General features: G+C 27.2%; 18 protein-coding genes, 6 tRNA genes and 4 pseudogenes. 10 read left to right on the top strand and 18 right to left on the bottom strand.

Going from position 1 to position 18,976, the window contains the following annotated elements; genetic code table 4:
- The first annotated feature begins 100 nt into the window (after positions 1–100).
- The 5 genes and pseudogenes from TS70_RS07440 (at position 101) to TS70_RS03260 (ending at position 3,805) form a co-directional block, all read left to right on the top strand.
- A pseudogene (locus tag TS70_RS07440) lies at positions 101–535 on the top strand (DUF3627 domain-containing protein).
- Between the two features lie 152 nt (positions 536–687).
- On the top strand, positions 688–891 hold the full coding sequence (locus TS70_RS07435) for a DUF2649 family protein (RefSeq protein ID WP_198049395.1): 204 nt from the start codon (positions 688–690) through the stop codon (positions 889–891).
- Positions 891–1,904 carry a hypothetical protein gene (locus TS70_RS03270; protein WP_198049394.1) on the top strand — a complete coding sequence of 338 codons (1,014 nt, stop codon included), beginning with the start codon at positions 891–893 and terminating at the stop codon, positions 1,902–1,904. The genes TS70_RS07435 and TS70_RS03270 overlap by 1 nt, the downstream gene beginning before the upstream one ends.
- Positions 1,879–2,907, top strand: a pseudogene (locus tag TS70_RS03265) (spiroplasma phage ORF1-like family protein); the annotation flags it as partial. The gene TS70_RS03270 and the pseudogene TS70_RS03265, both read left to right, overlap by 26 nt.
- Before the next feature lie 62 nt (positions 2,908–2,969).
- A protein-coding gene (locus TS70_RS03260) for an IS5 family transposase (protein WP_105628856.1) occupies positions 2,970–3,805 on the top strand; the annotation gives its coding sequence in 2 pieces (ribosomal slippage) (positions 2,970–3,366 and positions 3,366–3,805; 837 coding nt in all).
- A gap of 222 nt (positions 3,806–4,027) precedes the next feature.
- Here TS70_RS03260 and TS70_RS03255 read toward each other — a convergent pair.
- The 7 genes and pseudogenes from TS70_RS03255 to leuS all read right to left on the bottom strand — a co-directional run bounded on the left by TS70_RS03255 (position 4,028) and on the right by leuS (position 10,928).
- Positions 4,028–4,978, bottom strand: a complete 951-nt coding sequence (locus TS70_RS03255; protein WP_198049393.1) for a J domain-containing protein — start codon at positions 4,976–4,978, stop codon at positions 4,028–4,030.
- A gap of 61 nt (positions 4,979–5,039) precedes the next feature.
- Positions 5,040–5,411 carry a PTS transporter subunit EIIB gene (locus tag TS70_RS03250; protein WP_198049392.1) on the bottom strand — a complete coding sequence of 124 codons (372 nt, stop codon included), beginning with the start codon at positions 5,409–5,411 and terminating at the stop codon, positions 5,040–5,042.
- Between the two features lie 2 nt (positions 5,412–5,413).
- Positions 5,414–6,220, bottom strand: a complete 807-nt coding sequence (locus tag TS70_RS03245; RefSeq protein ID WP_198049391.1) for an NAD(+)/NADH kinase — start codon at positions 6,218–6,220, stop codon at positions 5,414–5,416.
- A gap of 99 nt (positions 6,221–6,319) precedes the next feature.
- The gene (locus TS70_RS03240) at positions 6,320–6,586 is read right to left on the bottom strand and encodes a hypothetical protein (RefSeq protein WP_227991355.1); all 267 of its coding nucleotides are present in this window, start codon (positions 6,584–6,586) and stop codon (positions 6,320–6,322) included.
- A 436-nt stretch (positions 6,587–7,022) separates the two neighbouring features.
- Positions 7,023–7,857 (bottom strand): annotated as a pseudogene (locus TS70_RS03235) (IS5 family transposase).
- A 26-nt stretch (positions 7,858–7,883) separates the two neighbouring features.
- Entirely contained in the window at positions 7,884–8,105 is a 222-nt protein-coding gene (locus tag TS70_RS07430; RefSeq protein ID WP_227991353.1) for a TMEM164 family acyltransferase, read from the bottom strand.
- A 405-nt stretch (positions 8,106–8,510) separates the two neighbouring features.
- On the bottom strand, positions 8,511–10,928 hold the full coding sequence (leuS, locus tag TS70_RS03225; protein ID WP_040092729.1) for a leucine--tRNA ligase: 2,418 nt from the start codon (positions 10,926–10,928) through the stop codon (positions 8,511–8,513).
- Positions 10,929–11,068: 140 nt separating this feature from the next.
- Here leuS and TS70_RS03220 point away from each other — a divergent pair, with 140 nt between their 5' ends.
- On the top strand, positions 11,069–11,572 hold the full coding sequence (locus tag TS70_RS03220) for a nitroreductase family protein (protein WP_227991351.1): 504 nt from the start codon (positions 11,069–11,071) through the stop codon (positions 11,570–11,572).
- Positions 11,573–11,754: 182 nt separating this feature from the next.
- A complete protein-coding gene (locus TS70_RS03215) occupies positions 11,755–12,171 on the top strand; it encodes a hypothetical protein (protein ID WP_198049390.1) in 417 nt (138 codons plus the stop codon).
- Positions 12,172–12,203: 32 nt separating this feature from the next.
- Here the strand turns inward: TS70_RS03215 and TS70_RS08095 are convergent, their stop codons facing one another.
- The 9 genes from TS70_RS08095 to TS70_RS03175 form a co-directional block, all read right to left on the bottom strand.
- Complete coding sequence (locus tag TS70_RS08095) at positions 12,204–12,332, bottom strand: hypothetical protein (protein WP_255516857.1); 129 nt, start codon at positions 12,330–12,332, stop codon at positions 12,204–12,206.
- Between the two features lie 53 nt (positions 12,333–12,385).
- Positions 12,386–12,697 (bottom strand): thioredoxin, encoded by a 312-nt coding sequence (gene trxA, locus TS70_RS03210; protein ID WP_040092726.1) that lies wholly within the window; start codon positions 12,695–12,697, stop codon positions 12,386–12,388.
- Between the two features lie 55 nt (positions 12,698–12,752).
- The gene (locus TS70_RS03205) at positions 12,753–13,562 is read right to left on the bottom strand and encodes a Cof-type HAD-IIB family hydrolase (RefSeq protein ID WP_198049389.1); all 810 of its coding nucleotides are present in this window, start codon (positions 13,560–13,562) and stop codon (positions 12,753–12,755) included.
- A 159-nt stretch (positions 13,563–13,721) separates the two neighbouring features.
- A tRNA-Leu gene (locus TS70_RS03200) sits at positions 13,722–13,806 on the bottom strand.
- Positions 13,807–13,824: 18 nt separating this feature from the next.
- Positions 13,825–13,900, bottom strand: a tRNA-Lys gene (locus TS70_RS03195).
- 8 nt (positions 13,901–13,908) lie between these two features.
- Positions 13,909–13,984: transfer RNA gene (locus tag TS70_RS03190), tRNA-Thr, on the bottom strand.
- A 14-nt stretch (positions 13,985–13,998) separates the two neighbouring features.
- Positions 13,999–14,074 (bottom strand) — tRNA-Val (locus tag TS70_RS03185).
- A gap of 4 nt (positions 14,075–14,078) precedes the next feature.
- A tRNA-Glu gene (locus TS70_RS03180) sits at positions 14,079–14,154 on the bottom strand.
- A gap of 34 nt (positions 14,155–14,188) precedes the next feature.
- Positions 14,189–14,264, bottom strand: a tRNA-Asn gene (locus tag TS70_RS03175).
- 1,458 nt (positions 14,265–15,722) lie between these two features.
- Between TS70_RS03175 and pnuC the strand changes: the two genes are divergently transcribed.
- From pnuC to TS70_RS07415, 3 genes are read left to right on the top strand one after another with little or no spacing between them, the layout of a single operon-like run.
- Complete coding sequence (gene pnuC / locus TS70_RS07425) at positions 15,723–15,941, top strand: nicotinamide riboside transporter PnuC (protein WP_232332395.1); 219 nt, start codon at positions 15,723–15,725, stop codon at positions 15,939–15,941.
- Positions 15,942–15,959: 18 nt separating this feature from the next.
- Positions 15,960–16,241, top strand: a complete 282-nt coding sequence (locus TS70_RS07420; protein WP_227991348.1) for a nicotinamide mononucleotide transporter — start codon at positions 15,960–15,962, stop codon at positions 16,239–16,241.
- A gap of 6 nt (positions 16,242–16,247) precedes the next feature.
- Entirely contained in the window at positions 16,248–16,394 is a 147-nt protein-coding gene (locus TS70_RS07415; protein ID WP_232332394.1) for a hypothetical protein, read from the top strand.
- A 14-nt stretch (positions 16,395–16,408) separates the two neighbouring features.
- On the opposite strand, the pseudogene TS70_RS07410 reads toward TS70_RS07415, so the two are convergent.
- Both TS70_RS07410 and TS70_RS03155 read right to left on the bottom strand, forming a co-directional pair.
- Positions 16,409–16,995: pseudogene (locus TS70_RS07410) on the bottom strand (purine-nucleoside phosphorylase).
- A gap of 383 nt (positions 16,996–17,378) precedes the next feature.
- The gene (locus TS70_RS03155; RefSeq protein WP_198049388.1) at positions 17,379–18,809 is read right to left on the bottom strand and encodes an NCS2 family permease; all 1,431 of its coding nucleotides are present in this window, start codon (positions 18,807–18,809) and stop codon (positions 17,379–17,381) included.
- Positions 18,810–18,976: the final 167 nt, after the last annotated feature.

The following is an 18,976-nucleotide window of genomic DNA, read 5'->3' as shown; positions in this document are numbered from 1 at the left end:
AAAATTACGATTTAAGAAAAAATTAGAGCAATTTCAAATTGTTTTCATTGGAACATTGGGAAAAGGTAAAAAAATAAGATAAAGAAAGAAGTTGATAAAATTGAGTAATTTTGTTAAGAAAAATCAAAATGTAGAAAATTATTTTATTCGTAAAGAATTNATAGTTTTTGAAACAGATAAAGCAAGTTTTATAAATTTACCTAATCATAATCGCCATATTGGTTTTTGNTTGAGNAATAANTTTATTTATNCGAGTGAAAAACANTCAGAACAAGTAGCAATCGGTTTGATTTATNATAATTCTTATCCTATTGTAAAATATNATNAAAATTTAAAACGTNNTGTNTGAAANTATTTAACTGGAACAGAATTAATAAATTTATACAATCAATATAAACAAAATTATTTTACACAAATGAAAAAAGCAATATTTCCCGGTGAACCCCAAAAAGTAAAAACAACTAACAATAATTTAACAAATTGAAGTGNTGAAAAAGANCAANAATTAATTAANGATNTAGAAAGTTTAAATTAAATGAGTTTATATGATTATTGAGTNCAATTTGTNNGTTATATTATTGGTTCAAATGCCCCTGANTTTTTATATGTNNTATCNTTTGTATTATTTATTGTTTTATTTTTTGGNATNTTTTTTAAACTTATTNAAAAAATGTGGAGTTTTTAAANATGCAAAATGATTGANAAAAATTAAAAGAGTTTTTTATTCATGTATTTTTGTTTATTGANAAATCTAANNTTGAAAGTATTACAACTTGAAATTTNACACAAAATGAATATTTAACTCTTATGATTGGTATTTGAATTGTNATTTTATTTTTAACGTGGTTTTTATTGTGAATGGTTTTTAAAATAGTTGGGTATTTTAANTAATGAAAAAGTTTATATTTTTCTTNAAAAATTATTGTTATATTAGTGGTTCAATGATTTTGTTTAGTTTAATTGATTTANTANTTTGNATAATTTCATTAAATTATACTGGTTTANTATTTTGATTATTNTTTGCTTTNCAATGTGTTTATTTTGTNTGATGAGTNTGAAAAAACATATTTTATCAGTTGAATGCTTTTCGGTTAGTTAATTTTGTTTGAGATAATCCGTTANCGGTAATTATTGGTAAGTTAGGAACGGGTAAAACTTTACTTTTAACTTATTTATCACAAACTATGAAATTATTAACAGATAANATTTATAGTAATTATCCGTTAGAAGATGATAAAGTTAAGGTTTTAACATTTAAAAATTTAGATTTTACAGATAGAACAAAACCGGTTCCCCCTGATGATAGTGTTATTTTATTTGATGAAAGTTATTTATATATTGATGGAACTAGTNCCCACGATGAGAAAAAAGTTCATAGTGGTAANATTCCGTGAATTGTNTTAGCAAGACATTTTGGTAATCGTGCTTTNTTTACNGCTCAGCGTGAGGGTATGATTTGAAATAATATTCGACAATTAGCAAGCGGTATTATTATTCCAATTTCATTGAAAAAACCNATTGCTAAAAAAGGATTNAATTTTTTTAATCGTTTCTTTNTTATGCGAATTGGTATTTTNCAAGATATTACNGATTATGAAATTTGAAANACAAAATCAGTNGAACGAACAGCCGAAGGTAAACGAGCAAAACATAAGTCGGATGTTGGGTTAGGAATTCGGTTTTTTAAAATAATTATTCCATTAGAATTTGCACAGAAATATGATAGTCAATGATTAAAGTTTGTTCGTGATTTAAAAAATGATGAAATAGTTAATTATAAAGAATATTATTGGTCAGAAATTACTAAATTAAGTGTTAAAGAACGTTTAGCATTGTTTGATATTGATATTTTGAAAAAGAATTTAAAACCTAAAAAAGAAAAAGGAAGTGGTAAAGATGATTAATTTATTATCAGAAAGCAGTAAACAATATTGAAATGGTAGTGATTATAATAATTATCGATATACTGATGATTTAGGATTTTTATTTTCTTTCATAAAAGAAAAAGAAGATACTTTTAATTTTAGTGCTGAAACTTATAATTATTATCAAGGTAATACTCCCAATACTGGTAAAATTGTTTTTGANCAGATGAAAGGTCAAATTGANATTAATAANTTNTTAAAANCNTTTTTTGCACACGCTTTGGTACCTGTTTTTCAAAATCGTAGTAATTTTATTGAAAGTGGCTATATTGATAGTTTACAGTATGACACTGTTTTAATTAACTTTTTTGGTTTAAAATTAGTTAATTTTAGAGATGTTTTAATTAATGAAAATAATATGATTAAAAGTCAATTTGAAAAATTATTAAATAGTATGTTCACGGTTTCTCAAAATTTTTATAAAGATTATTTACGTACCATTTTTGATTTAGAAAATAATACTTATGTGCAAGGTTATAATAAAAAATATGGTTTATTAGCTAACAATGGTTTTAAAATTTACCCACGTTATTTTTATTTTTCAGATAAATATAATCAATTAGATATTAAATTGTATTCAGCATTTAAAAATCGGTTTTATAACACGAATTATGGTAATGTGTTTAATTATGATTTTTCAGTTGCAAATAATTATAATATTAATCAAAATGAAGGTTATATTTTTGAAGGTGCTTTAAAAGATAAATATGGTTTAAAATATAAAAAGATTGAAGAACAAAAAATCGGTTATAATGTTTTTGAATTACAAGCTCAAAAAGAAAATGATATGTATCGTTATTATGATTTTAATTTTGGAATTTATAACTGACAAGAAATAAATAATGGCGGGTTGTTTCCTGATGGACAATGATGACAAGCTCAATATGAAAGTTGTAGTTGATATAATTTAGCGTGTCATATAAAAAATGCCGCAATTTGAGTTGTTAATAATATTCCAGGTGTAAAACAAGTCAATAGACTTCTTGCGATACCTTTTTTTATTAAAATATTATTATAAAATATAATTTATGAGGACATAAAAATATGAACAATAATAAATTTAATACTCTTAATGATAGAGAATGGTTAAGATTAACAGGAATAAAAAAATCCACTTTTAATAAAATGTTAGATATTTTAAAAGTTGCTGAAATAGAAAAATTTAAAAAAGGTGGTAAAACTAATAAATTATCATTAGAAAATAGATTATTGATGACTTTATTATATTGACGAGAATATCAGACTTATTTTCATCTTGGTAAAAGTTTTGATATTAGTGAGGCTAATTGTTATCGTAATATTAAGTGAATTGAAGATATTTTAATTAAAAACTCTGATTTTCAACAACTTGCTGGTAAAAAAGCACTAATAAATGATTATTTTAATGATAAAACTATTATTATTGATGCTACCGAAACTCCAATCCAACGCCCAAAAAAAGACAAAAACAATCTTATTCTGGTAAAAAGAAAAAACACACGATCAAAACACAAGTAATTATCGAACAAGAAACCAAAAAAATTATTGCAACAAGTTTTTCGCTCGGAAAAAAACATGATTATGCTTTATTTAAAGAATCAAAAATCCCAATTTTAAAAAATACCAAATTAATAGTTGATAGTGGTTATCAAGGAATACAAAAAAATCACAATAATGTTCTAATACCTACAAAGAAAACAAAGAAAAACCCTTTAAACAAAGAACAAAAGCAATATAATAGACTAGTTTCAAAAATGAGAATTATTATTGAAAATATTTTTGCTATTCTTAAAAAATTTAAAATTATTACAGAAAAATATCGTAATCGAAGAAAAAGATTTGGTTTAAGATTTAATTTAATTGCCTCAATTTATAATTTACAATTATTATATTTAACATAAAATATTTATTTAAAATTAAATAATTTAAATAATAAATTAATTTTTCGTTGTGGAAAAATATTAAATTTTTAAATAAAAAACATAATTAATTAAAATTATATTTTTCTATTAGTATCTTTTTTACAAATATTTGCAATTTTTTAACAAGTAATGCAAGAAGTCTATTAGTTAANAAAATNNTACTATNAATTTTAATAAAAATAATTGGTAACTAACAAATATTTAAACTTCCGTTTCTTCTTGTTGATGATTAGCTAATAACTTTTTATAACCATCATTAATTTTTCGCATTAGTTCTTCACTATCAAAACTTTTATTTAAATCAGGATGATATTTTTTTGCTAACTGACGATATGCTCGTTTAATATCATTAATTGAAGCTGATGAATTTAACCCAAACAATTGATATAATTCTTCTAATTCAGCAGTAGTTGATGCAGGTTGTTGAAAGTTTTCTCATGTTTGTGAATCAAAAAAAGTGTTAAAATCAGTTTCTAATTTCTGAATAAATTCTTGATAAATTTTATTTACCAAAGTAAGATGTTCATTTAAAGCGGTAGAAAAAACTGCTTCTAATTCAGCAAAAATTTGGCGATCTTTTCATCGTAAATAAAATTTAATTTGTTTCAAAATTGTAAAACTATCAGGAACTAAATGCGTTGCTAACATCTTTCTAGTTAATAAGACATATGGTTTTAAAAAACATTCAACAAAAGTTTTACCTCATGTTTCTTGATCATATAATGCTACAAAGACTGTTGCTAACGGTTCAATGTTGTTACTAATAACTTCTGTTAATAAATTATTTAATTCTTCATTAATTGTTGTAAAATATTCAATAAAAATATCGTTTGCAATTGGGTCTGTTGTTTTATTCAAATAATGAATTAATTCTCAATAATCAGACATAAATAATCCTAAGTTAAAATCAATTTGATAATCTGGGATTGAAGTATCAACATATCGTGGTAATGGTAACAAATATTTTGCAATTGATTCATCTTCAACAATAATTGTCATCATAAGCTCATAACTTTTATCAGCTTGGTCTTTGCCATTAATGGTATGTTCTTCATTTTTAAAATGATATTTTGCCTTTCGAAACCAAAAACTAAACAAAGCTCCCACTAAAGAAAAAGCAACAATGACCAAAACTATAATTACTCAATTCATTGTGATATATACTCCTTTTTATAACAATTTTACTACCGTCAATTTATTAATCAAATATTATCTATTGTTCTTTTTGCATTACGGCATCAATTTCACTCTTAACAGCCACACTAATATTACCAAATGGCATAATTACTGTTTGTAAAACAGTATCAATGTGTTTTAGTTTAAACTTTGTTTTTAATAATTCAAAATCAACTTCATCCAAATCTTTTACTGTTACTCGTAAACGGGTCAAAATTGCTTTAACCATAACAATGTTATCACTTGTCCCTAAAATCGTGATTAGGTCATTAACAGAAAAAGAGATTTTTTGCTTTGGAATTAAGAATTTTTGAAAATTAAAAATCTTTTTACGAAAAACCATCATTAAAATAAATAATAGCATTAAAATCATGGCCACTACAATAATGATGATATATTCTGCTCGCATTGCTACTCATCCCTTCTGTTGTTATTACAATGTGCAAATAAAATTTTCATTTTAGCAATCATACTTAAATTATTTTTTTCATCATAAAATAAATTTAATGTTTTTTGACTAATTTTTAATTCAATTTGCGAACTCAAAATTTCTGATTCATAAGTATCAATAACTAAACTTTTCCCTGCTAATTCTCCTGTTAAGCGAACAACCTGTGCTTGGTCCAAAATAATAGAAGCATTAATCGTTGAAAATGTTGAATTAGCAACGGGGGCAATTTCTTTTAATTGTCATAATGTTGTCATATTCGCCGCAATAATTGAGCCATTAATTGCTCGCATATACCCTGTTGACCCTGTTTTTGTTGCAAATACTAAACCACTCCCACGAAAATGTTCTAACAAATCATTATTGACATAAATGTCAGTCCGAATTGTTTTAACATGGTCAACAACTTTTGCTTCGTTTAAAGCATAGCGAATAATATTATTGTTATATTTAATTTCTAATAAGGGCATTTGCCGAATCCGCGCTGTATCATTAATAATTGCATCAATTGCTCGAAAATATGTTTTCTCATCATAATTAGCATAAAACCCCAATGATCCAGACTTGATAACAATAAAATAAACTTCATCAATAATATCTTGGAACTCATTAACAGCGCGTAATAAGGTACCATCCCCACCAATAACAAAAACATATTCTGGATTAACAATATCTTCTGCTAAACCATAATTTTGTAATGTTTTGGCAATTTTACTAACCAACTTGGCTGATTCTTGATAGTCATTTGCAATAATTGCATATTTAAACATTGTTATCATCCACCTTTTCTTAACATTTTAGTTATATTATACCTTTATTTTAAATTGTAAGTCGGATTAATTAAAAAATAGGCAGTATTTCTGCCTATTTTAGTGAGATAGGGTTAGTAATTCAACATCAGTAAACTGTAATAAATTAGTTTGACTTAAATGATGGTGAATTTTATTATCTGGTCAAAAAATATAAGTAAAAGTAAATCCAACATAAGTTAACCCTTGTTTTGTTCGAAACTTATTACATGATCCACGCGGAACTGATATTAGTTCTTTTGTTTTTGCATCATATAAAAAACTTTGTGGAATATAAAATAAGACGACATGGGTGATAGAAACCATTACAATTCCTAAAATAAACATTGGTAATCAGGCAAATGGTCACATATACTTAAGCCCGATAAAGTTTGTATTTCATCCCCCGACATTAAAACCACCATTATTTCATGGTTCTCCACTATTTGGACCAACAAATAACTGATTAGTTTTAAAAATCCAATCTCAAACTACTGCGATAATTGAAAATAATGTTAATCATAATAATTGTCATTTAAATAATAAACCACTATAAGGGCGCCCAACTAAACCATATTTATAAACATATAAATAAGCAAAAATAATTAAAGTATGTAGAATAGACTTCTTGCATTACTTGTTAAAAAATTGCAAATATTTGTAAAAAAGATACTAATAGAAAAATATAATTTTAATTAATTATGTTTTTTATTTAAAAATTTAATATTTTTCCACAACGAAAAATTAATTTATTATTTAAATTATTTAATTTTAAATAAATATTTTATGTTAAATATAATAATTGTAAATTATAAATTGAGGCAATTAAATTAAATCTTAAACCAAATCTTTTTCTTCGATTACGATATTTTTCTGTAATAATTTTAAATTTTTTAAGAATAGCAAAAATATTTTCAATAATAATTCTCATTTTTGAAACTAGTCTATTATATTGCTTTTGTTCTTTGTTTAAAGGGTTTTTCTTTGTTTTCTTTGTAGGTATTAGAACATTATTGTGATTTTTTTGTATTCCTTGATAACCACTATCAACTATTAATTTGGTATTTTTTAAAATTGGGATTTTTGATTCTTTAAATAAAGCATAATCATGTTTTTTCCGAGCGAAAAACTTGTTGCAATAATTTTTTTGGTTTCTTGTTCGATAATTACTTGTGTTTTGATCGTGTGTTTTTTCTTTTTACCAGAATAAGATTGTTTTTGTCTTTTTTTGGGCGTTGGATTGGAGTTTCGGTAGCATCAATAATAATAGTTTTATCATTAAAATAATCATTTATTAGTGCTTTTTTACCAGCAAGTTGTTGAAAATCAGAGTTTTTAATTAAAATATCTTCAATTCACTTAATATTACGATAACAATTAGCCTCACTAATATCAAAACTTTTACCAAGATGAAAATAAGTCTGATATTCTCGTCAATATAATAAAGTCATCAATAATCTATTTTCTAATGATAATTTATTAGTTTTACCACCTTTTTTAAATTTTTCTATTTCAGCAACTTTTAAAATATCTAACATTTTATTAAAAGTGGATTTTTTTATTCCTGTTAATCTTAACCATTCTCTATCATTAAGAGTATTAAATTTATTATTGTTCATATTTTTATGTCCTCATAAATTATATTTTATAATAATATTTTAATAAAAAAGGGTATCGCAAGAAGTCTAATAAAGTAATTATAATAAAAGAAATTATCTAAGCTTCAATACCCATTAACTGGTGTAATAATTGCTAAGATTGGTAAAATAATTGCTGATGGTGCTACAACTTCAAAAAATTTTCGACTAGGAAAAATTAAAATAAATCCTGATAATAACTGGTGCAGACTACATAAATGTAAGGGCATTAATTCACTTAAACCACGAACTTGGGACGGACCAACTGGTCCTCAAATTCATTCTGTTTTTAAAACAAGTGCTAAATATGATACTCAAATCGCATAAGTTAAAAAATAAGTTGCAATTTGATAACTTCCAATTGAAATTCGAAATCATTTTCAATTAACAGTTTTAGCATAATATTTTTTTGCAAAAAATAATGATCCAATAATTAAGACAAAAATAGCAATTCCAACTAATTAAAAAATATAACTATGTCCTTTAGAAAATCATTGGCTCATTCAATCTGCTCCTGGTACATATGAACCTGCTGGATCAAAGAATCCTCAAGGTCCATCACTAGAACGAACAAATTTCATCTTTCTATTTTCTCCTTTGCTTAAAATTATAAATTATTAAATAATTTTTCAACATTATTTTACAACAAAATTAACAATTTTATTTTTAATAACAATTTCTTTCACGATGTGATGATTAACTAAAAAAGTTTTAACATTAGGATTTGCTTTTGCTAAAGCTAATAAATCCTCATCGGAAGTATCAATCACAACTTCTAATTTAGCACGTAATTTACCATTAACTTGGACTGCAATTATAACTTCATTTTTTTGTAAATATTTTTCATCATAAGTTGGCCAAGTTGATAGTGCAATTGCTGATGTTTGTTGTAAATTAACTCAAATTTCTTCTGCTAAATGTGGTACAAAAAGACTTAACATTTTCGTAAACCCTTCAAAATATGGTTGATAAATGGGGGTCTCATCTTTATAACAAGCATTAATAAAAACCATTAATTGCGAAACAGCAGTATTAAAACTTAGTTTTTCAATCATTTCTGTCCCTTTTTTAACCATATTATGATAAACAAAATCTAATTGGTGATTATTAACTTGCGTAAAGTTATTATTTTTAACAAGACGATAAACCCGATCTAATCATTTTCGGGCTGAGTCTAAACCGCTTGGATTTCATGGTAACGATGCTTCAATTGGACCCATAAACATTTCATATAACCGTAAAGTATCAGCTCCATGCGATTTAATAATATCATCAGGATTAATTACATTACCTTTTGATTTACTCATTTTTGTCCCATCAGCACCTAAAATCATCCCCTGGTTCACTAACTTATAAAATGGTTCTGAAGTTGGGACTAACTTTTGATCATATAAAAATTTATGTCAAAACCGTGAATATAATAAATGCAAGACAGCATGTTCTTGGCCACCAACATATAAATCAACTGGTAATCATTTTTTTAATAATTTTTGTGCTGCTGAACTTCGTAAATCTAACATTTCATTGTTTTCCATTAAAATATAGCCCAAGTAATATCAACAACTACCAGCTCATTGCGGCATTGTATTAGTTTCTCGTCGTCCCTTTTTACCAGTGCTATCAACAACTGTTAACCAATCTTTTGCATTAGCTAATGGTGATTCTCCAGTTTGCGAAGGTTTAATGTTTGTCATTTTTGGTAATTCTAATGGTAATTCTTTTTCATCAACTAAACTAATTGAACCATCTTCTCAATGAATAACCGGGAATGGTTCTCCTCAATAACGTTGACGAGAAAATAATCAATCACGAAGTTTATAAGTTACCTTTGCAGTGGAATGTCCTGCCGCTGATAAAACAGTAATTGCTTTTGTGACTGCCTCGTTAGTTGTTAAACCATTTAAAAACTCCGAATTAATGTGTTTTCCATCCTTATTGTGTAATTTTCCATAGTGTTCACCTTCAATAACATAACTAATTGGTAATTGATATTTTAAAGCAAACAAATAATCACGCTCATCATGACCAGGAACAGCCATTACAGCTCCGGTTGCATAAAATGGTAACACATAATCAGCAATCCAAATTGGTAAAACTTTTTTGTTAACTGGATTAATTGCATAACTTCCAATAAACATTCCCGTTTTTTCTTTACTATTGTCTTGACGATCTAAATCACTTTTTGCTTTTGTGGTTGCTAAAAATTCTGTTACTTTTGTTTTGTATTCTGATGTTGTTAATTTTGTGACTAATGGGTGCTCTGGTGCTAAAACTATGTATTCAACACCAAAAATAGTATCTGCTCGAGTTGTAAAAACTTCAATAATTTCTGAACTATCTTGAACTGCAAAATTAATTTCAGCACCAACTGATTTACCAATTCAATTACGTTGTAAATCCTTGACTGATTCTGGCCAATCAACTTCATCTAAACCTTCTAATAATTTTTCAGCATAAGCCGTAATCTTTAAAACTCATTGCCGCATTGGTTTTTTATAAACTGGATAATGTCCTCGTTCTGATACCATTTTGCCATTGATATTTAAAACTTCTTCATTTGCTAAAACAGTTCCTAGTTCAGGACACCAATTAACATCAACATAACGCATCTCAGCTAAACCATTTTGATATAATAATTCAAAAATCAATTGTGTTGTTTTAAAAAACCCTGGTGAAGAAGTATTAACCTCTTTATTATAATCATAACTAAATCCAAGGGCTTTTAATTGATTCCGAAAATTAGCAATGTTTTGTAATGTAAATTCAGCAGGATCATTTCCTGTTTGTAAAGCATATTGTTCAGCTGGTAATCCAAAAGCATCTCACCCAATTGGATGTAAAACATCATACCCTTGTAATTTTCGCATACGGCTAACAACATCAGTTGCAACGTATCCTTTTGGATGTCCAACATGTAAACCTGCCCCCGAAGGATACGGAAACATATCTAAAATATAAGCCTTTTTATCAGAATTATTTGGTGTTTTAAAAGTTTGGTGTTTTTCTCAATATTGTTGTCATTTTTGCTCAATTACCTTATGCGAAAATTCCATTTTTATTATCCTTTCTTAATTTTATCTTTTCTTATTATAGCATTGTTCGTAAAGTTTGTTAGCGGTTTAAGCACTATTAATTTAATTTTATTCGCGTATAATAAGAACTATTAAGAAACCAAGAAAGTAGAGGAAAAACAATGAGTGTACAACAAGCAGCACAATTTCGTAAAGCCATCAAAATTTACGATAAAACAAAAACAATTAGCGATGCTCATTTAAAAACAATCTTAACCACTGGTGCTTTAGCACCTAGTTCAAATGGATTAGAACCAGTGAAAGTTATTATTATTAAAGATCAAAAATTAAAAGAACAAGCAGCATTAAATTGTTTTATGGCAGGAAACCAACAAAAAGTAAAAGACGTTCCAGTTTTGGCATTATTATTAGGATCAAACGGAGATTATTTAACTTCAGAAGAATTTCTAACAAAACGTTTGGGACGAATTTTTGAAGGCGAAGCATTAACAAATAATGTAAAAGGAATGAGTAATTATTTAAAAACTTGCCTAAGTCCAGATATGTTTTCTGATGAACAAACACATATAGTTGCTAGTTTTTTGGCATTACAAGCAGCTGATTTAAAAATTGGGTCAAGTATTATGGGCGGGGTCACACCAACCCAAGCTATTCCCTTTTTTTAAAGAACACAATATTGTTGACACAACAAAATGACATTTAGCTTTAGGAATGCTTTTTGGATATTATGATGACAACACAGCAGGAACAAGTTTTCCCCGCTTACGAATTCCAGAAGATGAATTTGTTACTATCTTTTAAAAGTTAATACACAGATAACAATTAATCAGAAAGCAATAATATAACCATGAAAACATCACTTAAAACATTTTTAATTATTAGTTTAAGCTGTAATGTTATTTTTCTATTAGCACAAATTGCAACAACAATTCCGTTAGTATTATATAAAAATACCTTACACTTAAGTAATAGTGATTTATCACAAATTTTCTTTGGAATTTTAATTATTATTATTCTAACAATGTTTATTAGTAATTGAATTATCGTTCGAAATCCCTTACGAAAACTAAGCAAAACTAAAGAATTAACTCCGTGACAAGCAGATTTAGGATTTAATATTATAACCAAATATTCACATTTACAAACAGAATATGATGGTTATCTTTGATATTTAAAGAAAAAAGGTTTTATCCTTGTAACAACCCTTAGCATTAACTTTAGCTATGCTTTAATTACAGCTGTTATTTTTTCTATCTTAAGATAAATAAAAAAAGAAAATAATATTATTTTCTTTTTTTATTTTGAAGCTTTCGCTTCTAAGTTATCTTTTTCTTTTGTTTTTTTTGCAGCTTCTTTTCGTGCTAAGGCTTTCGCTGTTTTTTTCTCCGCAATTAAACGACGGCGTTTTTTCATTGCCATTGCCATTTCCTATTCACCTTCTTCTTTTGATTGTTATTAAATTTTTTTAACAACTAATTTTAACTTAACAATTCTTGTTCAATTTCATTACGAGTTACAAATCCAGTTTTTCGTTTTAATTCACTTCCATTTTGAAATGTAATTAATGTTGGAATTGATAAAATTCCATAATCTTGAGCAAGATCTTGTAATTCGTCAACATTAATTTTAACAAAATTAACATCACCACGGTCTTTTGCCAATTCACTAATTACCGGCGCAATCATTTTACATGGTCCACATCAATCAGCATAAAAATCAACTAATGTTAATTTGTTTTCGGCAATTGCTTTTTTAAAGTCATCAATAGTTTTTATTTCATTTACAGCCATTTTTACTCTCTCCTTTACTGAACTTTCTTGCTTTTTTTATCATATCACAAAAGTTTTATTTTTTTAATAAAAACTGTTGCAAATATTTTGCTGGTCCATCTTCCCGATTTGATAACGTCACCTCATTGGCCATTGCTTTTAATTCATCAATTGCATTACCAACAGCAATTCCAACTCCAGCTTGACGAATCAATTCAAGATCATTATAAGAATCACCAAACGAATAAGTTTGACTAATATCAATCCCAATATGATGTGATAAAAACTGCAATGCACTCCCTTTTGAAATACCTTTACAAGCAATTTCAAAAACACGATTATTATACTGTGTAATATCTAATTGTGGTAATAGTTGCCGTAATTCTTGTATTAATCCTGTCGCATCATTATCATTCAATGATTCATGTGTAATAACATTGGCATGCGTAATGTCTTCAATAATCTCTTCTGGTTTAGTAATAACCTGATATTTAGTTCGCATTATTTTTGATCAATAATAAGAATTTTCACCATACTCATAAACATAAGTACTATTATTACTAAAAAAATGAACTTTATACTTTTGATAAGTAAATTTAAAAAGAGTATTAATTTCAGCTGTTGTAAAAATCATCATTCATAAAAAACTATTTGTTTTAAATGAATATGCACTTGCCCCATTGTTGGCCAAAACATAACCATGATATTTATGAACTTTTAGTTTACGGGCTTGACGAATTGCATCATTTGCTAATCGCCCCGTTGTTACCACAAACGGAATTCCTTTTTTTTGCACTGAATTAATGGTTTTCTTCGTCAATTTACTAAAACGATGATTATCCTTTAATAAAGTTCCATCTAGATCTGAAAAAACGGCTTTTTTCATCTGTATCCTTCTTTCTAACCAAAAGTTGTATGATCAATTATTTAAGGTATGTATCAGACACTATTTTATAGTTTTATTAATTATAGTAGAAAAATAACAAAATTAAAAAAATTTTACAAAATAAAAAAACACTTATAAAGTGTCATTTGTTTCTTTTTATGGTCCGGGTGAAGGGACTTGAACCCCCACGAGTTACCCCGCCAGATCCTAAGTCTGGTGCGTCTGCCAGTTCCGCCACACCCGGGTATTTGGTTTTTAAAAATGGTCTCCTGTAAAGGACTTGAACCTTTGACCCACTGGTTAAAAGCCAGATGCTCTACCTACTGAGCTAACAGGAGAAAGTCAATGGTGCTGGCTAGAAGAATTGAACTCCCAACCTACTGATTACAAGTCAGTTGCTCTACCAGTTGAGCTAAGCCAGCCTATAATTAAAAAATGGTCCGGTGTAACGGACTTGAACCGCTGACCACTTGCTTGTAAGGCAAGCGCTCTCCCAACTGAGCTAACACCGGAAAATGGTGACCTGTACGGGGTTTGAACCCGTGAATGCATGCGTGAAAGGCATGTGTGTTAACCGCTTCACCAACAGGCCAATAAATATTCGTAAAAATTTTCAAAAAAAATAATGGCGCCTAGTGCAGGACTCGAACCTGCGACCGATCGGTTAACAGCCGAGTGCTCTACCGACTGAGCTAACTAGGCATGGCATATTTTTTAGCCTTATTCATTATATACTAAATATTGAAAAACAAGCAACTATTTTTAGCCATTTTTTTAATTTTTATAAAACTCTTTAAAAATTAAATTTGTGCAATAACTGTTGCATCAATTTAATTTATTTATACTTTTAAAGATAATTTTATAATTAAGCTTAAAATAGCCAAAATATTTAAAAAACAAAAAATTTGAATTAATAGTCTTTTCTTATTTTTATTAAGAGTACTAAAATCTAATAAATAAAATAACATTAATTACATAAGTCACATTAAGAAAAGAAGCATAAAGAAATTATGCAAAATAACATGAATATAATTATATGATGTAAAGAAAATTCAGATTCCATTTCTATTTGTTGCAATAATTATCTTACTAAAGGGTTGGGCATATAAATAGCTTAAAGTTATATACGATATAACAATATTGGCAATTAATCCAAAAAAACCTAAATAAACCGGAATAAAATCTTCTGATACTCATCATTATCTTTTAAAATAACGTGTTGATTATTGTAATATATTTCATATAAACTTAATAATAAAAAATAACTAAAGATAAGCATAAGTAACAATAATTTACCAATTAAAAATAAATCATTTAATAACATCAAAAATAAAGGCATAAAAATAATAATAAAAACATTTAAAACAGTACAATAAAATATTCACTCTTTTTTAGGTTAACTATAATATTTACTTGTTTTTTTGCGTTAAAATTTTGAGGATAACTCCGATTTTTCATTATTTTAAATAAGAATTTTTGCTCATGATGTTTAATTATATACAATTGAAAATATCAATCAATAATATTAATGACAATACTTACACCTGTTAATATAGAAAAATTAATGAGAAGTCACTGTCAATTAATATCTCAAGTATAATAAATATAAAGTGAAAAAACAGAATTATTAATACTGTTGTAATACAACGTGATCATAAACTATTTTTAAACTTATTTTTGACTAATAATCATTTTTTAAAACATATTTAATAACTTTTTCATTATTAATCTTCCTTTTAATTCAAACTTAATATTATTTTTAAAAATTATCGTGTTAGTAAATATTTATCATGACTTTTTCTTAGTTTGATTATAGCAAATCCAATCAAAATATAACAAAAAACAATATTTTTTGTTAAGATATATTTATAACTTTAAGAAGATAAACAAAAAGAAAGTTTAAGATAGTTATCTAAAATGAAAAATAAACAGCAAAAATGATTTATAATTACCCGACCAATTAATTTTCTTGGTGTAAAAACAATCTGAAAAGATATTAAATAACTACCCAAGAGTTTTAAGATTCTTTTAATTTGTCTTGGCATTATTGTTACCTTATTATCTTTTTTTGATTTTAATCATTTTATTGATCCTTATAATATTCCTTCTTTCTTTAGTATTGTGAATGTCCTAAATACTCCCAAACCTTATTTGGACAATATGCCAAAATGAATTGATGCAACATTATATTCCTTAAGTGGATTAGTTAGTTTTACTGGAATTTTAAATGTTTTTTTAATTAGTTTTGGAAAAATGAGTAACTTTTTTTGAGGTTTAATTAATGTTACAACTTTTGGATTATTTGCTTTTGATTTTGGTTATACCGGTGATGCACAATTAAATTTATTCTTTTATCTACCCTTTCAGTTTATTGGTTAATACATTTGACAAAAAACATTGGTCTTTGAACAAAACTCCTCTTTAAACATTAGAACATCAAAATGATGAATTATAACCCCAATTGTCCTAAGCGCTTGTGCTATTTTAACAATTGCTTGATATTATGAAATTCCCGCCTTTCATTATGCTGTTGTCAAACAAGATTATGCTTATTTATACCAATCAGTTCCGCATCTTTTCGATAGTATTACTAATAGTATTGCAATTATTGCTTCAATTCTAATGTTTTTACGATTAAAAGAACAATGAATTTTATGATTAATTTCTAATATTTTGTAATTTTCAATGTTTGCTGGAGTAAATAGTGTTGGTGGTAATTATCCTATATCAATTAATATTAATATGCTAATTCAAATGAGTTTCTTTATTGTTAATACAATTATTGGTTTTTTAATTTGAAGTGGTTATTTAAACAAAGAAAAAGCAGAATAATAATTCTGCTTTTTTTAAATTATTTCTAATAATTCCATTAATAAAATTTTTAAATCACCCGCCATTTTTTGGGTTTGTTTCATAATATAATCATCATCCACAAAATCAGGATTATCACCAATTAAACAAACTGTTGCTGTTGCTAACCCAGCCACTTTCATCCCACTATGAAAGGCGGCAATTGCTTCTGCAACAATACTCATTCCAATCATTTGCGCATATAGTTTATACATCCTTGCTTCACTAGCTGTTTCAAATATTCCGCCTGGATATCCAACATATACTCCTGTTTTTAATTTAATATTGTTTTTTCTGCAACTGTTAATAGTAACTGTCGTAATTTATTATCATATAAATTCTGCGGAATTGGTCAGCGAATTCCTAATCGTGGATTATTTAATCCAATAATTGGATTGTCACCAAAAGCATTAATATGATCTGTTATTGCACAAATTTCGCCAATTTTAATTGCTTGTGCATTTAGACTAGCAGCCGCATTAGATGCTATCATTGTTTTAACATTTAACAGTACTAAAGTATAAATTAGAAAAGCAATTTCACTCATGCTATATCCCTCGCAATAATGGTGTCGCCCTTGCATAAATACCACTTTTTTACCATTATGTTCAGCAAAAACTAAATTTCCAAAATGATGTGGTGCTGTACAACCTGGTCAAAACGGAATATCAACATATTTAATACTATGATTAATTTTAAATGAAGCAGCAAGATCATTATAACCTGAACCAAGGACCATTAAAAATTGATAGTCTTTTCAATCAACTACTTTTTGTTTCAAAAAATTAACGTCTGTTGTTAAATTTTCATCATAAAGTTTATTATCTAACCGCATATTACTAGCCTCCTTACCTTCTTCTTTATATTTTAAAATAAACTTATTATTAATACAATTATTCTTTTACATTATTTTTAACAAAAAAACTCTTTCAAAAAGAGTTTCCTTGCATATTTATCTTTTCAACGTTACTGGACAAAGGCAAAAGCAATAAAATATCCAATAAAACAGAGGTCTAAAATATAAATTGTAATTGCCACAGTTTTGGCTTTTTTTGTAATTAAACAAATTAAGGCATATGCAATAAACCCAAGCGCTAAACCATTTGTAATTGAAAAGGTAACAATCATTGTAATAATCGTAAAGAAAGCAGCAATTCCGAATTCTGGTTTTGCTCATTCAATATCTTTAATTTGACTAACCATTAATGTTCCAACAAAGATAACTGCCGCCCCAGAAATCGCTGGCGTAATTAATTTAAAAATTGGAAATAACGGAATTGCAACTAAAAACATTGTTCCTGTAATAATGGCAGAAAATCCAGTTCGTGCTCCTTGTGAAACGCCAGTTGTTGATTCAACAAAGCTTGTCACCGGTGAACATCCTAATGTTCCACCAACTAAGGTTCCAACAGAGTCAGCAATTAGAGCGCGTGGTTTTAAATCATATTGTTCTCCTGTTGCGGTTGAAATTTGTGTTGAAACAGAATATAACGTTCCTGTTGTATCAAAAAAATCAACAAAGAGAAAAACAAAAATTGAAATATACATAATTGGTGATGTTCAAATTTTTGGATTCGTAAATGCTGTGAAAGTTGATTTTAAATTAGTACCAAAGCCATTAAAATCACTATAACTTCAACCCTTTCAATGTGCAAAATTTAATCGGATAAAATCACTGTCAATAACATTCCCAATAATCAAAGAAACACCCAGCCCTCCTAAAATTGCAATTGCAATTGCTCCAGGCACTTTATTAAAGTGTAAAACAAAAATTAGAATTAATACCCCAAAACCCATTAAAATCATTGGCCAATTAGTTTTTAAATTTCCTAATGTTGCAACTGGAATTCCACCATTAACAACAATTCCTCCTGGCGTAACAGCATTATCACCAACAAAACCAATATTATGTAAACCAATATAAGCAATAAAAAAGCCGATTCCAGCCCCAATTGCCAGTTTTAATGAATTTGGAATTGCATTAATAACAATTGTTCGTAATTTTGTTACTGAAATAAGACAAAAAATAACCGCTGACAACATGACAGCAATTAAAGCCCCTTGGTAACCCAAACCATTATTAGCAACATTAAAAGTAAAAACAGCATTCAGTCCCATTCCTGGTGCCAAACCAACTGGCATATTTGCTGATAACCCCATAATTAATGTAGCAATGAAAGATGCCAGTGCTGTAGCAATGAAAATTCCGCCAAAAGCCATATTCTGACTTGGATAGGCCGGATGATTAATATCTGGTGCAATAGATAACATATTCGGTTGGACGGACAAAATATATAACATTGCTAAAAAAGTTGTTAAACCACCAATAATTTCTTTTTTAAAAGTAGTTTTTAAATCACCAAAACGAAAAAAAGTTTCAATCTTTTTTTTAAACATTTAATCTAACTCTCCATTCAAATCTATGCAAAAATAAAAAACATTAACCTTGTTGATAAACATAAGTTAACGCAAAAAGAAAGAGCATTAACCTATAGAGTCTTTGTTACATTGACAAGACGTAGAAACGCTAGACCATATTACTAGCATATACAGGTGGTGTTGTT

The organism is Spiroplasma sp. hyd1, assembly GCF_016082235.1.
Classification (GTDB): domain Bacteria; phylum Bacillota_I; class Bacilli_A; order Mycoplasmatales; family Mycoplasmataceae; genus Spiroplasma; species Spiroplasma poulsonii.
The sequence above is the reverse complement of the archived record's forward strand: the minus strand, read 5'-3'. Positions and strand labels throughout refer to the sequence as shown.